This is a genomic window from Kineococcus haloalkalitolerans (genome assembly GCF_050871905.1).
Lineage (GTDB): Bacteria > Actinomycetota > Actinomycetes > Actinomycetales > Kineococcaceae > Kineococcus.
In genome coordinates, this window is sequence record NZ_JBJLSH010000019.1 from 51,288 (window position 1) to 71,741 (window position 20,454).

A 20,454-nucleotide genomic window follows, 5' to 3' on the forward strand; every position below is an offset into this window, starting at 1 on the left:
GCGCGACCGGCTCACGGCAGCACCCCGCGCAGCAGCGGCCCGGCGATCGACAGGACGACGGGGACGACGCCGAGGGCGAGGAACGCCGGCAGCGTGCACAGGCCCAGGGGCAGCACCAGCAGGGCGCCGAGCCGGGCGGCGCGCTCCTCGGCCGCGCGGCGTCGCTCGCGCCGCAGCCGCACGGCCGCCGAGCGCAGCAGGCGCGCCGGCGGTGCACCGGTCCGGGCGGCGAGCACGAGGGGGTCGGCCAGCTCGGTGAGGTGGGCGGGCAGCAGCGTCCACGCGGCGACCGGGTCCGCGCCCCCGGCAGCCCGCGCGCACACGGCGTCGAGGGTGGGCTCCAGGGCTTCGCCGGTCGCCTCGCGCAGCACCGCGACGGCCTCCTGGACGGCCGTCGCGGGCGGCAGGCCCGCGTCCAGGGCCGTGGCGACGAGCTCCAGCAGGAGGGAGACGTCGGCGCGCGCGCCGTCCGCGCCCTCCGCCGGGTCAGGCGGGCCGGTGTCGGCGGCCCCGGTGCGCCCGGGACGGCGGTGCGGTCCGTCCTGGAGGCCCCGGCCCCGGCCCCGGCGCTCCCCGACGCGCGGGCCGGGCGCTCCCGCTCGGCCCGCGAGGACGGCCGCCAGGAGCAGCGCGGCGACGGCCAGCGCCGCCAGGCTCCCCGCCGGGCCCCCCGCCGGAGCGCCCACGAGGGCGGCCACCGCGGCGCCCGTCACCAGGCACGCGCCGACCGGACGAGCCGGGCGCTCCACGCCCGGCCGGCCCACAGCAGGGCGCCGCCCGCGGCGGCGCAGAGCAGGCCGGCGGGCGAGCCGAGCAGGACCTGCCACGGCGGGGCGCCCAGCGCGGCCGCCAGGGCGAGGCCCAGCAGGGGCAGCAGCGAGACGGTGCGGGTGCTGACGGCGGCCCCGGACAGCGCCACCCGCACCGCGGCGCGGGCGTCGGCCTCGTCGTGCAGCCCGGCGGCGCAGACCTCGAGCACCGCGGCCGGCGCGGCGCCGCAGCGCCGGGCGAGCAGCCACGCCGCCCGCACGGCGTGCGGCGCGTGGGCCGGCGGGCCGCTCGCCGCCCCTGCGGCGACCTGCCCACCGCTGTCTCCGGCCGGCCCGCCCGCGGCGTGCGCCCACGCCTCGGCGGGAGCCGCGCCGGCGGCCAGGAGCGCGGCCGCCCGCTCGGCGAGCCGGGCACCGGCGCGCAGGTCACCGTCGTGCCCGGCTGCCCCGGGGTCCCGCCGAGCCGAGCCGCTCCGCCCGACCCGCCACGCCCGCCGCGCCCACCACGGCCGCCACGCCCGCCACGCCCACCGCGGCGCCCGCACCGGTCGCGGCCCGCGCCGCGGCCGGGTGCGCGGCCGTGCCCCGGCGGCCCCGGCGGCCCCGGCGGCCGCCGCGAGGAGGAGGGCGACGCCCAGCGCGGCCGGGACCGCACCCGCGCCGCTCACGCCCGCCCCCGTCCAGCGGCCAGCGGGCCGGTGACCGCGGCGGGCAGCCGGGCGGCCAGCCGCGGCCAGCCGGGACCGGTCCGCCAGGCGTCCCCGCCGTCCTCGTCCGGGCGGCGCGTCAGCGCGGGGACGGCGCGGGCACCCCGCCCGGCACCCGTGCCGGCGTCCTCCAGGACGGCGACCTCCAGCAGCGCACGGGCACCGCCCGCCCGGCCGGTGTGCAGGACGACGTCCACGCCGGCCAGCAGCTGGGCGTCGACGGCCGCGGCCGGGGCACCGACGGCGGCGGCGAGGGCGTGCACGCGCGCCACGACGTCGGCGGCGGAGTTGGCGTGCAGGGTGCCGGCGCTGCCCGCGTGGCCGGTGTTCAGCGCCGCCAGCAGCTCCAGGACCTCCGCGCCGCGGCACTCGCCGACGACGAGGCGGTCCGGGCGCATCCGCAGGGCCTGGCGCACGAGGACGTCCAGCCCGACGGCACCGCGGCCCTCGACGTTGCCGTGGCGGGCCTCCAGGCGGACCACGTGCGGGTGGTCGGGCCGCAGCTCGCCGGCGTCCTCGACAAGGACGAGCCGCTCCCGCCCGTCCACCTCGCCGAGCAGCGCCTGCAGCAGCGTCGTCTTGCCGGTGCCGGTGCCGCCGCTGACGAGGTAGGACAGCCGGCCGGCGACGACGGCGCGCAGCAGCGGACCCCAGGCCGCCGGCACGCTGCCGGCGGCCTCCAGCTGGGTCAGCGACCAGCGCCGCCGGGCGGGCACGCGCAGGCTCAGGTGGGTGCCCTCGGGGGTCAGCGGCGGCAGCACCGCGTGCAGGCGGGTGCCGTCGGGCAGGCGCGCGTCCACCCAGGGGCTCGCGTCGTCCAGGCGCCGGCCGGCGGTGGCGGCCAGGCGCACCGCCAGCTCGCGCACCTCCTCCTCCCCGCTCAGCGCCGTCGCGGCCGCGCGCAGCCCACCACCGTCGTCCACCCAGACGCGGCCGCCGCCGTTGACGAGGACGTCGGTGGTGCCGGGGGCCTCGACGAGGGGCTGCAGACGGCCGCAGCCGGTGAGCTCGGCGCGCACGGCGTCGACGAGCCGCAGCAGGCCGGGCGCGCCCAGGACGAGGCCCTCGGCGCGCGCGGCGACGGCCACCCGCTCGGTCAGGGCGGGGTCGCCGCCGGGCCCGGTCGGCCCGGCGGCTCCGGCGAGGAGGCGGTCGCGGACGCGCGCGACCACGCCGGGGTCGAGCACGGCTGCGGCGGTGCCGGCGCTCACCGGGACACCGGGGCGGCGCGCCGCGACGGAGCACCGGCGTCCGCGGCGGCGAGGCCGCGCGCCCACCTGTCGGCGAAGGCGGCCAGCGGGCTGCGGCGCCCGCGCGGCAGGCCCTCCCCGCGCTCGACCGAGGTGTCGAGGTCGCGCTCGGTGCGCAGCCAGGCGCTCACGGGCGCGCCGACGACCTCGGCGAGGGTGTCCGCGTCCAGGCCGGCGGCGCCCGCGGGCGCCGCGCGGCCGACGAGCGCCACGGCGGTGCCGGCACCGGGTGCGAGCGCGTCGACGACGGCGCAGGCCGCGGCGGCGCCGCGCGCGGTGCCGGGGACGACGACGAGCAGCTCCTCGCAGCCGGCCGCGGCCTCCGCCGCGAGCGGTGCCGCGCGGGGCAGGTCGAGCACCGCCAGGTCGAAGCCGCGGCGGGCGGCGTCGAGCACCGACGGCAGCGCGGCGGCCAGCGGCGCGGCCGGCCGGTGGCGGTCGGCGGCCAGCAGGTGCAGGCCCGGGCTCACCTCGACGGCGCCCAGGAGGACGTCGGGGCGCAGCCGTCCGGTGACCCCGGCCAGGTCGCCCCAGCGCAGGCCCGGCAGCTCGTCGGCGCCGAGCAGGAGGTCCAGGCCGCCCGAGACCGGGTCGGCGTCCAGCAGGAGGGTGCCGAGCCCGTGCCCGGCCGCGGCCAGCGCGAGCGCGGCGGCCACGACGCTGGCGCCGGCGCCCCCGGTGCCGCCGACCACCCCCACGACGCGCCCGGGCGCCCCGCGGCCGGCGGCGGCCTCGGCCAGCCGGTCCAGCAGCCACTCCTCGGCCTCGGGCAGCAGGGCCGCGTGGTCGGCGCCCAGGGCGGTGACCGCCCGCCACCACGAGGCGGCCGCCGGCGCGGTGCCCACGACGACGACGTCGGCGCCACCGGCGCGGGCGGCCGCGACCTGCGCGGCGGTGGCGTCGGAGCCGGCGAGCACGAGCGCCGCCGGGACGTCCGGGACGTCCGGGACGGGGCCGTGCCGGACCGGGCAGCCGGCGGCGCCGGCCAGCCGGGTGACGGCGGCCGCGAGGGCCTCGTCGCGGGTGAGCAGGACGGCCTCGCGCGCGGGCGGCGGGCCGCCGGGACGCGGGGGTCGGGCGTGGGGCACGGGTCACCTCCGAGGACGGGGAGGGACACCGTGGACGTCGCCGGGCCCGGCGCACGGGCGCCGGTCGGCGGGGGTGTGGACGACGGCGGACGGGCGGAGCTGTGGACCCCGCGGGCACGGCGCGGCAGACCACGACCAGGAGCGGGGGAGGTGGCCGGGACCGTCACGGCCGGGAAAGACGACGGCCCCCGCTGGGGGGGAGCGGGGGCCGTCCACGGTCCGGCTCGGGGGGGATGAGCCGGGCCCGTCTGTAGCCCACAGGGCGTACTCCAGCATCTTCACCCCAACCCGGCCTCCGTGGCAATTCCCCACGGCCACCGCGCGGACGTGTCGTCGCGCGCGGCGCGCCCCCCGGCGGGGGCCACGGAGTCCCGACCGGCGCGCGCCCCGCTCCCGGCTCGCTCCCAGCTCGCCGCCGCGACGTCTCAGAGGGCGACGGAGGCGCTGCGGCGCAGGAAGTCCGCCGCCACGGGGGCGGCGACGCCCCCGCCGCTGGCGCCGTCGGCGACGAAGACGGCGAAGGCGAGCGGGCCCTGCCAGCCCGTCGTCCACGCGTGGGTGGGCGGCGGGTCCCCGCTGCCGTGCTCGGCGGTGCCGGTCTTGGCGTGCACCGGCTCCCCGGGCACGCCCGCCAGGACGGTGGCCGTGCCGCCGGTCACCACGTCGCGCATGAGGTCCGCCAGGACGGCCAGCGCGGCGGGGTCGGGCGCGGGCGCGGCGGGGCCCGCAGGGACCTCCGGCGCCGGGTCGAGCACCACCCGCGGCAGCCGCGGCTCCCCCGCCGCGACGCCCGCCGCCATCACCGCGACGGCCAGCGGGCTGACGAGGGTGCGGCCCTGCCCGAAGCTCGCGGCGGCCTGGTCGACGGCGGACTCCGTGACGGGCACGTCCCCGGCGAAGGCGTCCACACCGGTGGCCCACGGCGCGCCGACGCCCAGCTGGGCGGCGACGTCGCGCAGCTCGCCCTCGCCGAGCCGGCCGCTGAGGGAGGCGAAGGCCGTGTTGCACGAGAGCGCGAAGTCGGTGCGGAACGGCACGTCGCCCAGCACCTCGCCCTCGAAGTTGCGGAAGGAGCGGCCGTCGACCGTGAACGTCGCCGGGCAGGACACCGTCTCGGCCGGGTCGAGCCCCTGGGCGAGCAGCGCCAGCGTGGTGACGACCTTGAACGTGGACCCGGGCGGGTAGCGGCCGGTCAGGGCCCGGTCCCCGCCGTCGGCGGGGCCGTTGGCGACGGCCACGACGTCGCCGGTGCGGGTGTCCACGGCCACCAGCGCGCACTCGGAGCCCACGGCGGCCAGCGCCTCGTCCGCGGCCCGCTGCAGGTCCGCCTCCAGGCCGGTGCGCACCGGTTCGCCCGGCTGGGCGGCGACGGCGAACAGCTCCCGCGACGCGGCGAGGTCGCCGCCGGTGACCCGCACGGCGACGCCCGCGCGGCCGGCGAGCCGCTCGTCGTAGCGGGCCTGCAGGCCCGAGCGCCCCCCGACGTCACCGGGCAGGTAGCGCCCGCCGGAGGCCCCGACGACCTCGGCGGTGACCTCGCCCACCCCGCCCAGCAGGGCGCGGGCGAAGGCGCGGGTGGGCGCCAGCGGCAGCGTGGACTCGCGGAAGACCGCCCCGGGCACGGCCTGCAGGTCCTCGCGCTGGGCGTCGTAGTCGGTGCGGCGCAGGGTGATGACCGTGACGAAGGCGTCCGGGGCCGCCTCGCGCACGCGGGCGGCGAGGGCGGCCGCGTCGACGTCCAGCAGCTGCCCGAGCCGGTCGGCGGTGGCGGTGGCGTCGGGGGTGCGCGAGGGCTGCACGCCGACGATCACCACGTCGGTGGCGGTGACGACGGGGCTGCCGTCGCGGGCGAGGACGTCGGCGCGGGGCGGCAGGGCGCGCTCGAGGGCGAGGACGGCGCCGCCGGCGAGGTCGGGGTGGACGAGCGCGGGCTCCCAGACCACGCGCCAGCCGCCGGTCGCGTCCCCGTCCGCCGCGTCGGGCAGGCGGGTCAGGCGGGCGGTCGTGCTGTGGGCGAACACGGAGCCCTCGGGGGCGCCGAGGCCAGCGGTGAGGTCGTAAGCGACCTCGAGGCGGGCGCTGGCGCTGCCGTCTGCGGTCCGCTCGGTGTCGACCCCGGCGACGGTGACGACGGGGGCGGGCAGACCGCCGCTGAGCCGCGCCAGCTCGGCGTCGGGGTCGGCGGGGGCGCCGTCGAGCGGCGCGTCCGCCAGGCGACCGTCCCGCCACGCGCGGGCCAGCGCGTCGGCGGCCGCGCGCGCCCCCTCGCCGCCGTCCCCGCCGCGGCTCAGCGCCCACGCCGCGGCGCCCCCGGCGGCGACCGCGGCCGCTCCGCCGACCACCACGGCGCGGCGGCCGGGACCGCGTCCCGCTCCCCCGCGCCGTCCCCGTCCCGCGCCCCCCGGCGCACCGTCGACCACGCCGCGATGCTGGCACGCCGGTCGGCGCGGGCGCGGAGGGCGCTCGGGCGGGGTCCGGGGAGGACCTGCGCAGGACCTCGGGGGGACCCGTGACCGGCAGCGGGTCGGGCGGACCGGCGTGGCCGTCCGGGGTGGTGCGGGGCTGCTAGCCTCGGTGACGGAGCTGTGCTCCACGGAGGTGTCGCCTAGTCCGGTCTATGGCGCCCGCCTGCTAAGCGGGTTGGGGGCTACAACCCCCTCGCGGGTTCAAATCCCGCCACCTCCGCGCTCGGCCGAGGCCCCGTCCCGCACCCGCGGGGCGGGGCCTCGTCGCGTCCCGGGCGCCTCCCGGTCCTCCGCGGCGGCGCCGGGACCCCTGTGCCGCAGCCGATTGGGCAGCGGGCCGCGCACCCGCTATGCTCTTCCTCGTCGCCGCGCACTGCACGGCGTCCGCGCCCGTAGCTCAACGGATAGAGCATCTGACTACGGATCAGAAGGTTAGGGGTTCGAATCCCTTCGGGCGCACCGCAGCGATCAGCCGCTCCCCGTCCCCGGGGGGCGGCTTTCGTGCTTCCGGGGCCCTGCGCTCCTGCCGTCGGCGGCGGCCCCTTCCCGCGCCGACGGGCGCCGGTCCGGCGCCCGTCCCGGCCCGGCGGCCGCCGGGGCCCCGTCCTCGAGCGGGCCCCGCCGCACCTGCCCGGCCCGAGACCCGGGCCCGGGACGCCGGCGCGGCGGTCGGTCCCCGCGCGACCACGCCCCTCGCGCTCCCCGTGCTCCCGCCGCCCGCCCGGTGCGGCCGCGGCACCGCCCGGGGCTCCGCGGCGGACCCCCGGGAAACCCCGGCCGGTTCCCCCGCCGGGCACCGGCCCCGCCCGCCCCCGGCCGCGCCGCTCGCGGGCGCCGTCCGGGCACCGCGCGGTGGTTTCCGCCCACCGGTCGAGTTCCGGCCGGCGGTGCGGCAACGGGGCCGCGGAACGGGGCCGCCGAGCACCGGCGCGGAACACCGGCGCGGAACCCCGGCGCGGAACACCGGTGCCGGAGCACCCGACGGGGGCCGGGCGACGGCTGCGAGCGGCCGCCGGGAACCGGCCGGACACCGCCCGGGAACAGCGTGCGGGAACAGCGGGCGACCACCGGTCGGGACCACGGGAAGAACGGCTGGTCCGGACGGCGGGAAATGCCGTGAATGCCCAGTTCCGGTGCGCGAACCCGCGCTCCGCTGTGGTTTCATGGGCGACAACGAACAACCCGTCACCTCTCCCCCGGAGCTCATCATGGCTAGTCACGACGTCGCGCTGAAGGTGGCCACCGAACTCCCCGTCGGCGGTGTCGACCTGGAGATCCCCGTCAAGCGCAACGGCCGCCGCATCGGCACGTTCACGGTGAACGCGAACGGCGTCTCCTGGAACCCCTCGACCTCCCGCCCGGCGACCTCGGTCAGCTGGGAGGACCTGCCGGCCGCGCTGTCCAGCACGCAGGCCGCTCCCGCCGCCGCCCCGGCCAAGAAGAGCACCCCGGCCAAGAAGAGCGCGCCGGCGCAGAAGAGCGCTCCCGCCGAGGAGAGCGCCCCCGCGCAGAAGGCCGCCCCGGCGAAGAAGACGGCCGCGAAGAAGAGCACCGCGAAGACCGCGGCGAAGAAGACCGCCGCCCCGGTCGAGGAGCCCGCCGCGCCCGCCGAAACCCCCGCCCCCGAGGCGAGCGCCCCGGCCACCGCGCCGGCGAAGAAGACGGCCAGGTCGGCCGCGAAGAAGTCCACCGCGAAGAAGGCGGCCCCCGCGGCCACCGGCGCCGTGGACGCCCGCGCGGTGCGCGAGTGGGCGGCCGGCGCCGGGATCGCCGTCGCCCCGCGCGGCCCGATCTCCACCAGCATCATCGAGCAGTACCGCGCCGCCCAGGGCTGAACCGCCCCGCGACCGCGAACGCCCTCCCCGGCCCGGCCGGGGAGGGCGTTCGTCGTCCGGGCGCAGCGCCGCGGCGGCCCGCGCTCAGCGACGCCGCAGCTCGTTCAGCGCCGCCGCAGCTTGTTGCGCGCGTCGCGCACGGCGTCCACCCCGAAGATCTCCGCGACGATGCTGAGGTAGAGCTGGTCGGGCACGGGCAGCCAGTCGACGTCGTGCAGGGCCTGGTCCTGCCCGGCGGACTCCATGACGAACTCGCCGTACCCGAGCAGGCGGCCGGGCAGCGACTGGTTGTAGCTCATGTCCGTGACCTTCGACACGGGCATCATCGCGACGCGGCGGTTGAGCACCCCGTAGGTCAGCAGGAGGCGGCGGTCGGTGGCGACGAACCAGTCGACCCGCCAGGACAGCAGCTGCCACACCGCGCGCGCGAACAGCACCGCCCAGCCCAGGAGCAGGAGGTCGGGCAGGAACGGCGTGCCCTCCAGCAGCTCCAGGTTCAGCCACAGCCACAGCGCGAACCCGGCGACGGCGCTGGCGACCGGTTCGGCCAGCCGGGCCGGGTGCCGGCGGACCGCCACGACGAGCCGCTCGCTCGGCAGGACGTACCGGCGCACCGACCGCGGCAGGTCCCCGACGTCCGCGCCGACGGGCTCGGCGCCGCGACGGGCGGGGCGGCGGGTGCCGCGGGGCGGGTCGCCGCGGTCGTCGCGCGGGTCGGGCGGCTGCTCGGCGGGCAGGTCGCGCAGCAGGTCCGAGCCGCCCGGCCCGGGGATCAGCTCACCCGCGCGGCGCACGAACGCCCGGCGCCACCAGCTCACCGCGACCCGCTCCTCGACGACGCGGGGTTCAGCCGGTGAGGACGCCGTCGAAGAAGCCGGCGATGCTGCTGACGACCTGCCCGAGGGCCTCGCCGACGCTCCGCACGAAGTCGGCGGCCTGGTCGGGCGCCCGGTACACCGCGTACAGCGCGAACACCACGAGGACCCACCACAGCACCCTGCGCCACCTCATGCTCGTACCCTCCTGCGTGCGGACCGGTGACCGCGCGGGAGGCCCGCGCGGGGCTCATCCTGCACGACGAGGGGGGTGGTGACGATCTCCCCCGCCGGGCACCGGCGAGCGGGCCGCCGGGTCCCGGACGAGTCCCCGACGAGTCTCAGACGACCCCGTACAGCCGGTCCCCCGCGTCGCCCAGGCCCGGGACGATGTACCCGGAGGAGTCGAGGCGCTCGTCGACCGCGGCGGTGACGACGGTGACGGCCGCCGCGTCGTCGAACGCGGTGCGCACGACCTCCAGGCCCTCGGGGGCGGCGAGCAGGCAGATGGCGGTGACGTCCCGCGCGCCGCGCTCGAGCAGGTAGGTGATGGAGGCGACGAGCGTTCCGCCGGTGGCGAGCATCGGGTCGAGCACGTAGCACTGCCGGCCGGACAGGTCGTCGGGCAGCCGGTTGGCGTACGTGGTCGCCTGCAGCGTCTCCTCGTCGCGGATCATCCCGAGGAACCCGACCTCGGCGGTCGGCAGCAGGCGGACCATCCCGTCGAGCATCCCCAGCCCGGCCCGCAGGATCGGCACGACGATCGGCTTGGGGGTGGACAGGCGCACCCCCACGGTCGGCGACACCGGCGTGGTGACCGGGTGCGGTTCCACCCGCACGTCGCGGGTGGCCTCGTAGGCGAGCAGCGTGACGAGCTCGTCGGCCAGGCGGCGGAACGTCGGGGAGTCCGTGCCGCGGTCGCGCAGCGCGGTGAGTTTGTGGGCGACGAGGGGGTGGTCGATGACGGACAGGCGCATGGGCGACGAACCTACTGCCGCCGCGGTGCCCGGGACACCGCCCGCGGGCGGCGCGCGGACGCTGGCCCGCCGCGCGGTGCGGCTGCCACGATGAGCGCGTGGCGTACTTCACGGCGGTCCTGGTACCCGACGACGGCGGCTGGCGAGCGGTCGACGTGGACGTGCAGGCGGGTTCCCCGGAGGAACTGGGCGACGTGCTGCGCGGCGCGGCCGACGAGGACGGCGGGGAGGCCGTCGCGGTGCTCGAGCGCGAGGACGAGTGGTTCGCCCTCGTCCGCGCCGGCGGGGACGGGCGCGGCGAGGACGACGTGCGCGTGTTCGTCTCCGACGCCGTGGCCGCGGGCTCCAGCCGGTTCGCCGAGCTGTTCGCGGAACTCCCCGCCGCCGACGCCGGTCTGCGCCGACCCGGCTCCGCCGGTGCGGAGGAGCCGGAGGAGGCTGCGGGTCCCGAGGAGGACGAGGCCGACGACGAGCCGGAGGACGTCGCCGACCTCGCCGCGCCGGCCGTCCCGGAGGAGGACGTGTGGGCGGGCGACCCGCACCTGCTGGAGGACCTCGGCTGCCCCGCGCCGGTGCTGCTGCGGTTGTCGGCCAGCGGCGCGGACCCGGCGGAGGCGACCGTGCAGGTCGGGGAGCTGCTGGGGTTCGCCGACGTCCTGGAGTCGCTGCGCTGAGCGGGCCGGCGCCGCGGCCGGAGTGGCTGCGCTGGATGGGAGCGGCGCTGGAGGAGGCGCGGGCGTGCCTGGCGACGGACGACGTGCCCGTGGGCGCGGTCGTCGTCGGTCCGGACGGCGAGGTCCTCGGCGCGGGTCGCAACGAGCGCGAGGCGGCCGGTGACCCGACGGCGCACGCGGAGGTGCTGGCCCTGCGGGCGGCGGCGCGGGCGCGCGGCGGCTGGCGGATGGACGGCTGCACCCTCGTGGTGACGCTGGAGCCGTGCGTCATGTGCGCGGGGGCGACGGTGCTGGCGCGCGTGGACCGGCTCGTGCTGGGCGCGTGGGACCCGCGGTTCGGGGCGGCGGGCTCGCTGCGCGACGTGGTCCGCGACCGTCGCCTGAACCACGTGGTGGAGGTGGTCGGCGGGATCCGCGAGGACGAGTGCGGGGAGCTGCTGGACGCCTTCTTCGCGGCGCGGCGGGCCTGAGCGGGCCCGCCCGGGCACCGCGCCGGCGGGTGCGGCGGCGGTCACGGCGACCGGTGGCCGCCGTGTAAGGTTGTCCGCGGTGGTGTGTCCGAGCGGCCTAAGGAGCACGCCTCGAAAGCGTGTGAGGGGGCGACTCCTCCGTGGGTTCAAATCCCACCGCCACCGCTCGAAGGACGAGGGCCCCCGGCGCGAGCGCCGGGGGCCCTCGTCGTCCCCGCTGTCGTGCCCGCCGGCGGCGGCGCGTCAGCAGCCGGGCGGCAGCGGCGCCGGCGGCGGCTGCAGGGCGTCCTCGGGGGCCAGCTCCGCGTAGGCGTCGCCGAGGACGAGCTCGACGACGCCCACCTCGGGGTCCTCGGCCAGCTGGGCGCCCGGGACGCGCGCGACCACCGCGCGCGCCGGCTCCAGCAGCTGCGGGGGGTGGCGCACGACCGCGGTCACCGGCCCGGCCGGCTCGGCGGCGTTGGCGACGTCGCTGACGACGAAGCCGCGGGTGCGCAGCTCGGCGGCGACCCCCGCGGCCAGCCCGCGCCGCCCGGTGCTGTTGAGGACGGCCACGGTGACGTCGGCGGGCGCGACCAGCGCCGGGTCGGCCGGTGCGCAGGCAGGGTCGGCGCCCGCGGGGGACGCGGACGGCGTCGGGCGCAGCGCCGCGGGGATCCGGTCGGTGGCCACGAGGGCGGCGACCCCGCCCGTGGCGAGGACGGCGACCACCACGACGGCGAACACGACGCGCTGGCGCACGAGCCGGCGGTGCCGGCGCCGCGACAGCTCCTCCTCGACGGCCACCTCGTCCAGGTCGTCGCGCTGGTCCTCGTCCAGGTCGTCGCGCTGATCGTCGAGCTGGTCCCCGCGCTCGTCCCGGCGCGCGTCGTCCGGGGCGCCGCCGCCCTCCCGCCGCTCGTCCACGTCCGCCCCTCCCGCTCAGTCCGGCAGCACGAGGACGCGGGCGTGCAGCACCTGTCGCTGGTGCAGGGCCGCCCGCACGGCGCGGTGCAGCCCGTCCTCGAGGTAGAGCCGTCCGCGCCAGGAGACCACGTGCGCGAACAGGTCGCCGTAGAACGTGGAGTCCTCCGCCAGCAGCGCCTCGAGGTCCAGGGTCCGCTTGGTCGTCGTCAGCTCGCACAGGCGCACCTGCCGCGGCGCGACGTCGGCCCACTGGGCCGGGGTGCTGAACCCGTGGTCGGGGTAGGGGCGCCCCTCGCCGACGGCCTGGAAGATCACGTCGCGGGAGTCTAGGCGCTGGACGGCCCGGCGGGCGGGAGGACGCACGGGAGGGCCGGGACGACGACGGCCCGCCCCGGGAGCACCGGGACGGGCCGTCGGCCGCGGAGGATGCGGGATTTGAACCCGCGAGGGCGTTAACCCAACACGCTTTCCAAGCGTGCGCCATAGGCCACTAGGCGAATCCTCCAGGGCTCCCAGCGTAGCGCCCCGCCGGGGGTGCCGACGACGCGGGCGCGTCCCGCCCCGCGACCGCGAGCACGTCCGGGCACGGGCCGCGGTCGGGTTTGGCCTGGGTCGGGACGGCCCGTACAGTGCTGGGCAGACCCCTCGTGCGGCGTCACCCCGCTGAACCCCCCCAGGGCCGGAAGGCAGCAAGGGTAGGTGGGCTCTGGCGGGTGCACGGGGGGTCCCTCACGTCCACCCCTCCCCCGCCCGCGGGGGTCTGGGTCGTGTCGGGTCCGGCGGTTAGCCTCGGTGCTGTGACGACCGCCCTGTACCGCCGCTACCGGCCCCAGAGCTTCGCGGAGGTCATCGGGCAGGAGCACGTCACCGCGCCGCTGTCCCAGGCGCTGGCCAAGGGCCGCGTCACGCACGCCTACCTCTTCTCCGGCCCGCGCGGCTGCGGCAAGACCACCAGCGCGCGCATCCTGGCCCGCTGCCTGAACTGCGCCCAGGGCCCGACCCCGACGCCCTGCGGGGTGTGCGAGTCGTGCACGAGCCTGGCCCGCGGCGGCCCCGGCAGCGTCGACGTCGTCGAGATCGACGCGGCCAGCCACGGCGGCGTCGACGACGCCCGCGACCTGCGCGAGCGGGCGACGTTCGCCCCCGCGCGCGACCGCTTCAAGGTGTTCATCGTCGACGAGGCGCACATGGTCTCCCCGCAGGGCTTCAACGCGCTGCTGAAGACGGTGGAGGAGCCGCCGCCGCACGTGAAGTTCGTCTTCGCGACCACCGAGCCGGACAAGGTCCTGACGACCATCCGCTCGCGCACCCACCACTACCCGTTCCGGCTGGTGCCGCCGGCCACGCTGACCACCTACCTGACCGAGCTGGCGGGCCGCGAGGGCGTGCAGGTCGGCAAGGGCGTCCTGCCGCTGGTGGTCCGCGCGGGCGGCGGGTCGGTCCGCGACTCCCTGTCCGTGCTGGACCAGCTGATCGCCGGCGCCGGGGACGAGGGCGTCACCTACGACCTGGCGGTGGCGCTGCTGGGGTACACGCACGCCGCGCTGCTGGACGACGTCGTGGAGGCCCTCGCGGCCGGGGACGCGGCGACGGTCTTCCGCGTCGTCGAGCGCGTCGTGGACTCCGGCCAGGAGCCGCGCCGCTTCGCCGACGACCTGCTGCAGCGGCTGCGCGACCTGGTCGTCGTCGCGGCCGTGGGCGAGGAGGCCGGGCACGCGCTCGGGCTGCCCGAGGACCAGCTGGACCGCCTGCGCGCGCAGGCCGCGCACCTGGGGCGGGCCGGGACCTCCCGCGCGGCCGACGTCGTCGCCGCGGGCCTGGAGCAGATGACGGGCGCGACGTCGCCGCGGCTGCAGCTGGAGCTGCTGTGCGCGCGGCTGCTGCTGCCGGGCGCCGACCCGGACGGCGGGCTGGCCCCGCGCGTGGAGCGCATCGAGCGGCGGCTGAGCACCGGCCTGCCGCTGCCGGGCGCCCCGTCCGTCGCGGCCGCCCCCGCTCCGGCGGCGCCGCTGCCCGCGCGCGCCGCGGAGCCGCCCGCCGCTCCCGCGCCCGCGCCCGCGGACGAGGCGCCCTCCCCCGCAGCCACCCGCCCCGCGCCCGCGGACGAGGCGCCCGCCGCGGCGCCGCCCGCCGCAGCCGTCCCCGCAGCGCCGGCGGAGGCCGCCCCCGCGGAACCGGCCGCCGCCGAGCGGGGCGGGTGGCCCGTCGCGCGGACGCCGGGCGCACCGGTCGCGGCCGGCCCGGCGCCGGACGCCGCACCCCCCGCCGGCAGCACCACCGCCGACGCCGCCCAGGCTCCGGCCCCGACGGTGCCGGGCACCGGCGAGGGCGAGACGGTGCGCCGCCTGTGGACCGACGTGCTCGGCGCGCTGTTCGCCCTCAAGCGCACGACGTGGTCGCTGGTCAGCGAGAACGCCACGGTGGCCGACTGCCGCGGCGGCGTCCTGACGCTGCACTTCACGACCGCCGGCCTGGCGTCGGCGTTCACCCGCGGCAGCCACCCCGGGTTCGTCGCCGAGGCGCTGCTGGACGTCACCGGCATCGAGGCGACCGTGCAGGCCACCGCGCCCGGCCTGGACGGCGCCGGCGGGGCCGCGGGGCGGGGCGGCGCTGGCGCGCGCGGCGGCCGGCCGGCGCGGGCCCGGCGCCCCTCCTCGCAGGAGTGGTCGCGCCCGGCGCCCCCCGCCGCCCCGCCGACCCCCGCTCCCGCCGCACCCGAGGCCGCCGCGGGCCGGGGCGGGCCCGCCGAGCGCCCGTCGGCCCGCGCCGGCGGGCCCGCGGTGCCCGGTGGCCGGGCCCCCTCCCGCGCACCGTCCGCCCCGGCAGCCGCTGCCCCGCCGCCGGCCGACGACGGCTGGGTGCCGCCGGAGGAGCCGATCGAGGACCCCGGCGAGGAGCTGCTGTCCGCACCGCGCCGGTCGCCCGCGCCGCAGTCCGACGGCGCGCCGGCGCCGGCCGCGGACGACCGGGCGCCCGCGGGCCGGGCACGGCCCGCCCGGCCCGCGCAGGAGCGGGCACCGGAGCGGGCGCCGGCGGTCCCCGCGGCCCCCGCCGCCGAGGACACCCCGAGCCGCGACGACGAGGACGCCGACGACTCCCGGTTGGTCGGCGCGGCCGTCGTCGAGCAGATCCTCGGCGGCACGGTCATCTCGACCGACGACGGCCGGTGAGCGCCGGCGGGAGGTGCGGAGGATCAGGGGGCGTCCGCCGCGCGGGAGCGCTCGGCGTCGTACCCGGCCCGTAGGCTCACCACGTGTACGAAGGCGTCGTCCAGGACCTCATCGACGAGCTCGGCAAGCTGCCGGGCGTCGGCCCCAAGAGCGCCCAGCGCATCGCGTTCCACCTGCTGGCCGCCGAGCCGGGCGACGTGCGCCGCCTCGCGGAGGTCCTCGTCGAGGTCAAGAGCAAGGTCCGCTTCTGCGAGGTGTGCGGCAACGTCGCCCAGGAGCAGCTGTGCCGCGTCTGCCGGGACCCGCGCCGCGACGCCAGCGTCATCTGCGTCGTGGAGGAGTCCAAGGACGTCGTCGCCATCGAGCGCACCCGCGAGTTCCGCGGCCGCTACCACGTCCTGGGCGGCGCGATCAGCCCGATGGAGGGCGTCGGCCCGGACGACCTGCGCGTGCGCGAGCTGCTGGGCCGGCTGTCCTCCGGCGAGGTGACCGAGACGATCATCGCCACCGACCCCAACCTCGAGGGCGAGGCGACCGCCACCTACCTGGCGCGCCTGCTGCGGCCCATGGGGCTGAGGGTGACGCGGCTGGCCTCGGGGTTGCCCGTGGGGGGCGACCTGGAGTACGCCGACGAGGTGACGCTCGGACGGGCGTTCGCAGGACGGAGGTCGCTCGATGGCTGAGCAGGGGACGCGGGGGACGCACGGGGCGCCGGCCGGCGCCGGGGAGTGGGCGGAGCTGGCCGACGCGACGGCCGCCGAGGCGCGCGCCTACCTCGACGCGGTGACCGAGGTCGCGGCCGGGCGGATGGACGAGACGGCGCTGTCGGTGCTGCTGCTGGCTGTCAGCCAGGCGCTCGTGACGGGCGCGCGGCTGGGCGCCGTGGCCGACGTGGTGCCCGCGCGGCGCTTCGAGCCGGACGCCGGGCCCGACCCCGACGTCGACCCGCTGCGCACGGGCCTGGCCAACGTCCTGGACGGGGTCGACGACTACGCCGACGTCGTGGACCCGCTGACGAACGCGAAGCTGGTGCGCGGCGCGCTGTCCGACGACCTGGCCTCGGTGGCCGCCGACCTCGTCCACGGCCTGCGCCACCACGAGCGCGGCGACGTCACCGAGGCGCTGTGGTGGTGGCAGTTCTCCTACCTGTCGACGTGGGGGCTGCGGGCGACCGCCGCGCTGCGCGTGCTGCAGTCGCTGCTGGGCCACCTGCGCCTGGACGTGGACGCCGAGACCGCCTCCGACGCGGAGTTCGACGCCCTGCACCCCTGAGCACCGTGCCTCCGCGGCCCGCGCGGACCGAGGACCGGGCGCGCGGACCGGTCCGGCGCGATCGGTAGGATCGCCCGTCGTGGCTCTCGTGGTGCAGAAGTACGGCGGCTCCTCCGTCGCGGACGCGGACGGCGTCAAGCGCGTCGCGCGGCGCATCGCGGACACCAAGCGCGCCGGGCACGAGGTCGTCGTCGTCGTCTCGGCGATGGGCGACACCACCGACGAGCTGATCGACCTCGCCGAGCAGGTCTCCCCGATGCCGCCGGCGCGCGAGCTGGACATGCTGCTCACCTCCGGCGAGCGCATCTCGATGGCCGTGCTGGCGATGGCGATCTCCAACCTGGGCCTGGAGGCGCGCTCGTTCACCGGCTCGCAGGCCGGGGTCATCACCGACTCCGCCCACGGCAAGGCCCGCATCATCGACGTGACGCCCGGCCGGATCCGCTCCGCGCTCGACGAGGGCGCCATCGCGATCGTCGCCGGCTTCCAGGGCGTCAGCCAGGACACCAAGGACATCACCACGCTGGGCCGCGGCGGCTCGGACACGACGGCGGTGGCGCTGGCCGCCGCGCTGGGCGCCGACGTCTGCGAGATCTACTCCGACGTCGACGGCGTGTTCACCGCCGACCCGCGCATCGTCCCGGCGGCCCGCAAGATCAGCCGCATCTCCAGCGAGGAGATGCTGGAGATGGCGGCCTGCGGCGCGAAGATCCTCATGCTGCGCTGCGTGGAGTACGCCCGGAACTACGACCTGCCGATCCACGTGCGCAGCTCCTTCAGCCCGCACGAGGGGACGTGGGTGACCGACGCCCCCGTGCCCGCCGCCCTCAGCCAGACCGCCTCGGAGGAACCCGTGGAACAGCCGATCATCTCCGGTGTCGCGCACGACCGCAGCGAGGCGAAGATCACCGTCGTGGGCGTGCCGGACACCCCGGGCACCGCGGCCGCCATCTTCACCGCGGTGGCCGAGGCCGAGATCAACATCGACATGATCGTGCAGAACAACCAGATCGGTGCCAGCGGCCGCACCGACATCTCCTTCACGCTGCCCAAGGCGGAGGGCCAGACGGCCACCGCGGCGCTGGAGAAGGTGAAGTCCTCGATCGGCTTCGAGCGGCTGGAGTACGACGACCAGATCGGCAAGGTGTCGCTGATCGGCGTCGGGATGCGCTCGCACCCGGGGGTGTCGGCGAAGTTCTTCGACGCCCTGGGCGCGCAGCGCATCAACATGGAGATGATCAGCACGTCGGAGATCCGCATCTCCGTCGTGACGCGCGCCGACCAGCTCGACGACGCGGTGCGCGCGGTGCACACCGCGTTCGCGCTGGACGCCGAGGCGGAGGCCGTGGTCTACGGAGGGACGGGACGATGAGCGAGACGACCACCCGCAAGCCCACCCTGGCCGTCGTCGGCGCCACCGGCGCCGTCGGCTCGGTGATGCTGGGGATCCTGTCGGAGCGGCCCGACGTGTGGGGCGAGATCCGCCTGGTGGCCTCGCCGCGGTCGGCGGGCAAGGTCCTGCGCGTGCGCGGCGAGGACGTCGTGGTGCGGGCGCTGTCGCCGGAGGTCTTCGACGGCGTGGACGTGGCGATGTTCGACGTGCCGGACGAGGTGTCGGCGCAGTGGGCGCCCGTGGCCGCCGAGCGCGGCGCGGTCGCCGTGGACAACTCCGGCGCGTTCCGGATGGACCCCGACGTCCCGCTGGTCGTGCCCGAGGTGAACGGCGCGGCGGCGCGGAACCGCCCCAAGGGCATCATCGCCAACCCGAACTGCACGACCCTGACGATGATGGACGCCCTCGGCGCCCTGCACGACAAGTGGCAGCTGACCGAGCTCGTCGTCGCCAGCTACCAGGCCGCCTCCGGCGCGGGGCAGCCCGGCGTGGACCGGCTGTACGACGAGCTGGAGGTCGTCGCCGGCCAGCGCACGCTCGGCCAGCGCTCGGGGGACACCGCCGCCGCGGTGACCGCCAAGCTCGGCGAGGACTCGCCGTTCCAGGAGAACCTCGTCCTCAACGTCATCCCGGTCGCGGGGTCGTTGAAGGACGACGGCTGGACCAGCGAGGAGCTGAAGGTCCGCAACGAGTCCCGCAAGATCCTCGGCATCCCGGACCTGAAGGTGTCCGCCACCTGCGTGCGGGTGCCGGTGCTGACGACGCACTCCCTCGCGGTGCACGCGACGTTCGCCTCCGACGTCAGCGTCGCCGAGGCCCGCGCCGCGCTGGAGGCCGCGCCGAGCGTGGACGTGCAGGACGACCTGGCGAACGGCGTGTTCCCCTCGCCGGCGCGCACCGTGGGCGGCGACCCGACGGTCGTCGGGCGGATCCGGCAGGCGCTGGACTTCCCGAACACGCTCGACCTGTTCGTGTGCGGCGACAACCTGCGCAAGGGCGCCGCGCTGAACACCGCGCAGATCGCGGAACTGGTGGCCGCCGAGCTCACCGCCTGAACCGCCCGCGCCGACGGCCCGCTCCCCACCACCGGGGGGCGGGCCGTCGCGCGTCCGGGACGTGGTCCCGCGACACCGGTCCCTCACGGGGGGGTTGTGGTCGAGCACGGCTCGTGGTCGCATGTGCCCCACTCGTCACACAGCCGTGACACCGAGATCTCACAGGAGCCGCTCCGTGCACCGACGCACCCGCTGCCTGGCCCTCGCCCTGACGGGCGCCCTCCTCACCGGCGGCGCGGTGACCGCCGTCGCCGCCCCCTCGGCGGCCGCCCCCGCCACCGCCGCGTCCCCCGCCCTGCCCGCCCCCGCCGTCACCGGCGGGCTGCGCACCGGCTTCGAGCTGAGCGGCGGCGCCGCCTGGACCACGCTGGAGGAGGAGCAGCGCTTCCTGGCCGCCCTCGACGAGAGCAGCGAGCGCCTCACCGTCACCGAGCTGACCCGCACCGCCCAGGGGCGGCCCGTGCAGCTGGTCACCGTCGGCGCCACCGCCGACCCGGCCGCGATCGCCCGCGGCAGCTCGGTGCTGTTCAGCTGCACCCAGCACGGGGACGAGCCCAGCGGCCGCGAGGCGTGCCTGTCGCTGGCCCGCGACCTCGCCGCGACGACCGACCCCGCGACGCTGGACCTCCTGCGGCGCACCACGGTCCTGCTCGTGCCGACGGTCAACCCCGACGGGGTGGCCGCGGACACGCGGGAGAACAGCCTGGGGTTGGACATCAACCGCGACCACCTGCTGCTGGAGACCGAGGAGGGTCGGGCGCTGGCCGCGCTGATCCGCGACCTGCGCCCCGACGTCGTGCACGACCTGCACGAGTACGGGCCCACGCCGGGCACCTACGACCGGGACCTCATCGCGCTGTGGCCGCGCAACCGCAACGTCGACGAGCGCGTGCACGACCTGTCGGTGGTCCTGACCGAGGACGCGGTGCTGCCCGCGGTCGCCGCCACGGGGAACTCCACGGGGATCTACGGGTACCGCTACGACCCCGACGGGAACGTGTACGCCCAGCGCGCGGGTGACGGGCAGGAGCGCATCCTGCGCAACACCACGGGCCTCAAGCACAGCCTCGGCATCCTCGTGGAGGCCAGCAACGCCCCGGCGGACGCGCTGGAGGAGCAGAACCCAGCGCTGCTGAACCAGCGGCGGGTGAGCACCCAGCTGACCGCTGCCCGCGCCACCCTCGGCCTGGTCGCCGAACGGCGCGCGGAGATCGCCGACGCGACGGCGGCGTCCGCGGCCCGCAGCGCGGCCGTGCGGACGCCGGTCGCGTTCGCCGGCGCGGACAACGAACTGCCCGACCCGGACGAGGTGGACCTCGCACCCCCGTGCGGGTACCGCCTGGACGCCGGCCAGGCCGCGGCCACCGCCGACGTGCTCGCCCTGCACGGGCTGCGCACCGAGCCGGCCGGTGACGGCGGTGTCGTCGTCCCCACCGCCCAGGAGGGCCGCGACCTCGTGCACCTGCTCCTCGACGAGCGCGCCCAGTACGGGCTGACCGTGGGTGCAGCGGTCCCCTGCGCCTGACCGGTGCCCGGGGGCGCCGGGGGGGGGGGGGGCGGGGGGGGGGGGCGGGGGTGCCCGGGGGGGGTGTTGTTTTTTATAATTT

At 78.3% G+C, this 20,454-nt stretch carries 19 protein-coding genes, 4 tRNA genes and 1 other RNA gene; 13 read left to right on the forward strand and 11 right to left on the reverse strand.

Annotation, left to right across the window (positions count from 1 at the left end):
* Positions 1-11: 11 nt before the first annotated feature.
* The 5 genes from ACRYMY_RS09555 to ACRYMY_RS09575 all read right to left on the reverse strand — a co-directional run bounded on the left by ACRYMY_RS09555 (position 12) and on the right by ACRYMY_RS09575 (position 6,235).
* Positions 12-698: a type II secretion system F family protein gene (locus ACRYMY_RS09555; protein WP_432547031.1), complete on the reverse strand. Its 687-nt coding sequence runs from the start codon at positions 696-698 to the stop codon at positions 12-14.
* Positions 699-709: 11 nt separating this feature from the next.
* Complete coding sequence (locus ACRYMY_RS09560; protein WP_432547032.1) at positions 710-1,438, reverse strand: hypothetical protein; 729 nt, start codon at positions 1,436-1,438, stop codon at positions 710-712.
* Positions 1,435-2,688 (reverse strand): TadA family conjugal transfer-associated ATPase, encoded by a 1,254-nt coding sequence (locus ACRYMY_RS09565; protein WP_432547033.1) that lies wholly within the window; start codon positions 2,686-2,688, stop codon positions 1,435-1,437. The genes ACRYMY_RS09560 and ACRYMY_RS09565 overlap by 4 nt, the downstream gene beginning before the upstream one ends.
* Positions 2,685-3,815 carry a septum site-determining protein Ssd gene (gene ssd, locus ACRYMY_RS09570; protein ID WP_432547034.1) on the reverse strand — a complete coding sequence of 377 codons (1,131 nt, stop codon included), beginning with the start codon at positions 3,813-3,815 and terminating at the stop codon, positions 2,685-2,687. The genes ACRYMY_RS09565 and ssd overlap by 4 nt, the downstream gene beginning before the upstream one ends.
* 425 nt (positions 3,816-4,240) lie before the next feature.
* Positions 4,241-6,235: a penicillin-binding transpeptidase domain-containing protein gene (locus ACRYMY_RS09575; protein WP_432547035.1), complete on the reverse strand. Its 1,995-nt coding sequence runs from the start codon at positions 6,233-6,235 to the stop codon at positions 4,241-4,243.
* A 174-nt stretch (positions 6,236-6,409) separates the two neighbouring features.
* Between ACRYMY_RS09575 and ACRYMY_RS09580 the strand changes: the two genes are divergently transcribed.
* The 3 genes from ACRYMY_RS09580 to ACRYMY_RS09590 all read left to right on the forward strand — a co-directional run bounded on the left by ACRYMY_RS09580 (position 6,410) and on the right by ACRYMY_RS09590 (position 8,115).
* Positions 6,410-6,500 (forward strand) — tRNA-Ser (locus ACRYMY_RS09580).
* Positions 6,501-6,666: 166 nt separating this feature from the next.
* Positions 6,667-6,739, forward strand: a tRNA-Arg gene (locus ACRYMY_RS09585).
* Positions 6,740-7,488: 749 nt separating this feature from the next.
* Positions 7,489-8,115 carry an Lsr2 family DNA-binding protein gene (locus ACRYMY_RS09590; protein ID WP_432547036.1) on the forward strand — a complete coding sequence of 209 codons (627 nt, stop codon included), beginning with the start codon at positions 7,489-7,491 and terminating at the stop codon, positions 8,113-8,115.
* A 104-nt stretch (positions 8,116-8,219) separates the two neighbouring features.
* On the opposite strand, the gene ACRYMY_RS09595 is transcribed toward ACRYMY_RS09590, so the two are convergent.
* The 3 genes from ACRYMY_RS09595 to upp all read right to left on the reverse strand — a co-directional run bounded on the left by ACRYMY_RS09595 (position 8,220) and on the right by upp (position 9,907).
* Entirely contained in the window at positions 8,220-8,933 is a 714-nt protein-coding gene (locus tag ACRYMY_RS09595; protein WP_432547037.1) for a PH domain-containing protein, read from the reverse strand.
* A 28-nt stretch (positions 8,934-8,961) separates the two neighbouring features.
* Positions 8,962-9,126 carry a hypothetical protein gene (locus tag ACRYMY_RS09600; RefSeq protein WP_369052625.1) on the reverse strand — a complete coding sequence of 55 codons (165 nt, stop codon included), beginning with the start codon at positions 9,124-9,126 and terminating at the stop codon, positions 8,962-8,964.
* A 145-nt stretch (positions 9,127-9,271) separates the two neighbouring features.
* Entirely contained in the window at positions 9,272-9,907 is a 636-nt protein-coding gene (upp, locus tag ACRYMY_RS09605) for a uracil phosphoribosyltransferase (RefSeq protein WP_432547038.1), read from the reverse strand.
* A 98-nt stretch (positions 9,908-10,005) separates the two neighbouring features.
* Between upp and ACRYMY_RS09610 the strand changes: the two genes are divergently transcribed.
* The 3 genes from ACRYMY_RS09610 (at position 10,006) to ACRYMY_RS09620 (ending at position 11,216) form a co-directional block, all read left to right on the forward strand.
* The gene (locus ACRYMY_RS09610) at positions 10,006-10,581 is read left to right on the forward strand and encodes a tRNA adenosine deaminase-associated protein (protein WP_432547039.1); all 576 of its coding nucleotides are present in this window, start codon (positions 10,006-10,008) and stop codon (positions 10,579-10,581) included.
* The gene (locus tag ACRYMY_RS09615; RefSeq protein WP_432547049.1) at positions 10,578-11,051 is read left to right on the forward strand and encodes a nucleoside deaminase; all 474 of its coding nucleotides are present in this window, start codon (positions 10,578-10,580) and stop codon (positions 11,049-11,051) included. Before ACRYMY_RS09610 ends, ACRYMY_RS09615 begins: the two co-directional genes overlap by 4 nt.
* A gap of 78 nt (positions 11,052-11,129) precedes the next feature.
* Positions 11,130-11,216: transfer RNA gene (locus ACRYMY_RS09620), tRNA-Ser, on the forward strand.
* Positions 11,217-11,294: 78 nt separating this feature from the next.
* Here ACRYMY_RS09620 and ACRYMY_RS09625 read toward each other — a convergent pair.
* The 3 genes from ACRYMY_RS09625 to ACRYMY_RS09635 all read right to left on the reverse strand — a co-directional run bounded on the left by ACRYMY_RS09625 (position 11,295) and on the right by ACRYMY_RS09635 (position 12,462).
* Positions 11,295-11,957 (reverse strand): LytR C-terminal domain-containing protein, encoded by a 663-nt coding sequence (locus tag ACRYMY_RS09625; RefSeq protein WP_432547040.1) that lies wholly within the window; start codon positions 11,955-11,957, stop codon positions 11,295-11,297.
* 15 nt (positions 11,958-11,972) lie between these two features.
* Entirely contained in the window at positions 11,973-12,272 is a 300-nt protein-coding gene (locus tag ACRYMY_RS09630) for a type II toxin-antitoxin system VapB family antitoxin (protein WP_369052630.1), read from the reverse strand.
* 105 nt (positions 12,273-12,377) lie between these two features.
* Positions 12,378-12,462 (reverse strand) — tRNA-Ser (locus ACRYMY_RS09635).
* Positions 12,463-12,593: 131 nt separating this feature from the next.
* Between ACRYMY_RS09635 and ffs the strand changes: the two genes are divergently transcribed.
* The 7 genes from ffs (at position 12,594) to ACRYMY_RS09670 (ending at position 20,372) form a co-directional block, all read left to right on the forward strand.
* Positions 12,594-12,690: signal recognition particle sRNA small type (gene ffs, locus ACRYMY_RS09640), an RNA gene on the forward strand.
* A 64-nt stretch (positions 12,691-12,754) separates the two neighbouring features.
* Positions 12,755-15,127, forward strand: a complete 2,373-nt coding sequence (locus tag ACRYMY_RS09645) for a DNA polymerase III subunit gamma and tau (protein WP_432547041.1) — start codon at positions 12,755-12,757, stop codon at positions 15,125-15,127.
* Between the two features lie 83 nt (positions 15,128-15,210).
* Complete coding sequence (recR, locus tag ACRYMY_RS09650) at positions 15,211-15,810, forward strand: recombination mediator RecR (RefSeq protein WP_432547042.1); 600 nt, start codon at positions 15,211-15,213, stop codon at positions 15,808-15,810.
* Positions 15,803-16,399 carry a DUF5063 domain-containing protein gene (locus ACRYMY_RS09655; protein WP_432547043.1) on the forward strand — a complete coding sequence of 199 codons (597 nt, stop codon included), beginning with the start codon at positions 15,803-15,805 and terminating at the stop codon, positions 16,397-16,399. The genes recR and ACRYMY_RS09655 overlap by 8 nt, the downstream gene beginning before the upstream one ends.
* A 79-nt stretch (positions 16,400-16,478) precedes the next feature.
* Entirely contained in the window at positions 16,479-17,771 is a 1,293-nt protein-coding gene (locus tag ACRYMY_RS09660) for an aspartate kinase (RefSeq protein WP_432547044.1), read from the forward strand.
* Positions 17,768-18,847, forward strand: coding sequence for an aspartate-semialdehyde dehydrogenase (locus ACRYMY_RS09665; RefSeq protein WP_432547045.1), 1,080 nt, complete (start codon positions 17,768-17,770; stop codon positions 18,845-18,847). Before ACRYMY_RS09660 ends, ACRYMY_RS09665 begins: the two co-directional genes overlap by 4 nt.
* A gap of 175 nt (positions 18,848-19,022) precedes the next feature.
* Positions 19,023-20,372 (forward strand): M14 family zinc carboxypeptidase, encoded by a 1,350-nt coding sequence (locus ACRYMY_RS09670; RefSeq protein ID WP_432547046.1) that lies wholly within the window; start codon positions 19,023-19,025, stop codon positions 20,370-20,372.
* Positions 20,373-20,454: the final 82 nt, after the last annotated feature.

What these genes read in the sequence shown, in the direction of transcription:
- ACRYMY_RS09600 (WP_369052625.1), bottom strand. Translation starts at nt 9,126, where the DNA reads ATGAGGTGGCGCAGGGTGCTGTGGTGGGTCCTCGTGGTGTTCGCGCTG.
- ACRYMY_RS09655 (WP_432547043.1), top strand. Translation starts at nt 15,803, where the DNA reads ATGGCTGAGCAGGGGACGCGGGGGACGCACGGGGCGCCGGCCGGCGCC.
- ACRYMY_RS09590 (WP_432547036.1), top strand. Translation starts at nt 7,489, where the DNA reads ATGGCTAGTCACGACGTCGCGCTGAAGGTGGCCACCGAACTCCCCGTC.
- upp (WP_432547038.1), bottom strand. Translation starts at nt 9,907, where the DNA reads ATGCGCCTGTCCGTCATCGACCACCCCCTCGTCGCCCACAAACTCACC.
- ACRYMY_RS09665 (WP_432547045.1), top strand. Translation starts at nt 17,768, where the DNA reads ATGAGCGAGACGACCACCCGCAAGCCCACCCTGGCCGTCGTCGGCGCC.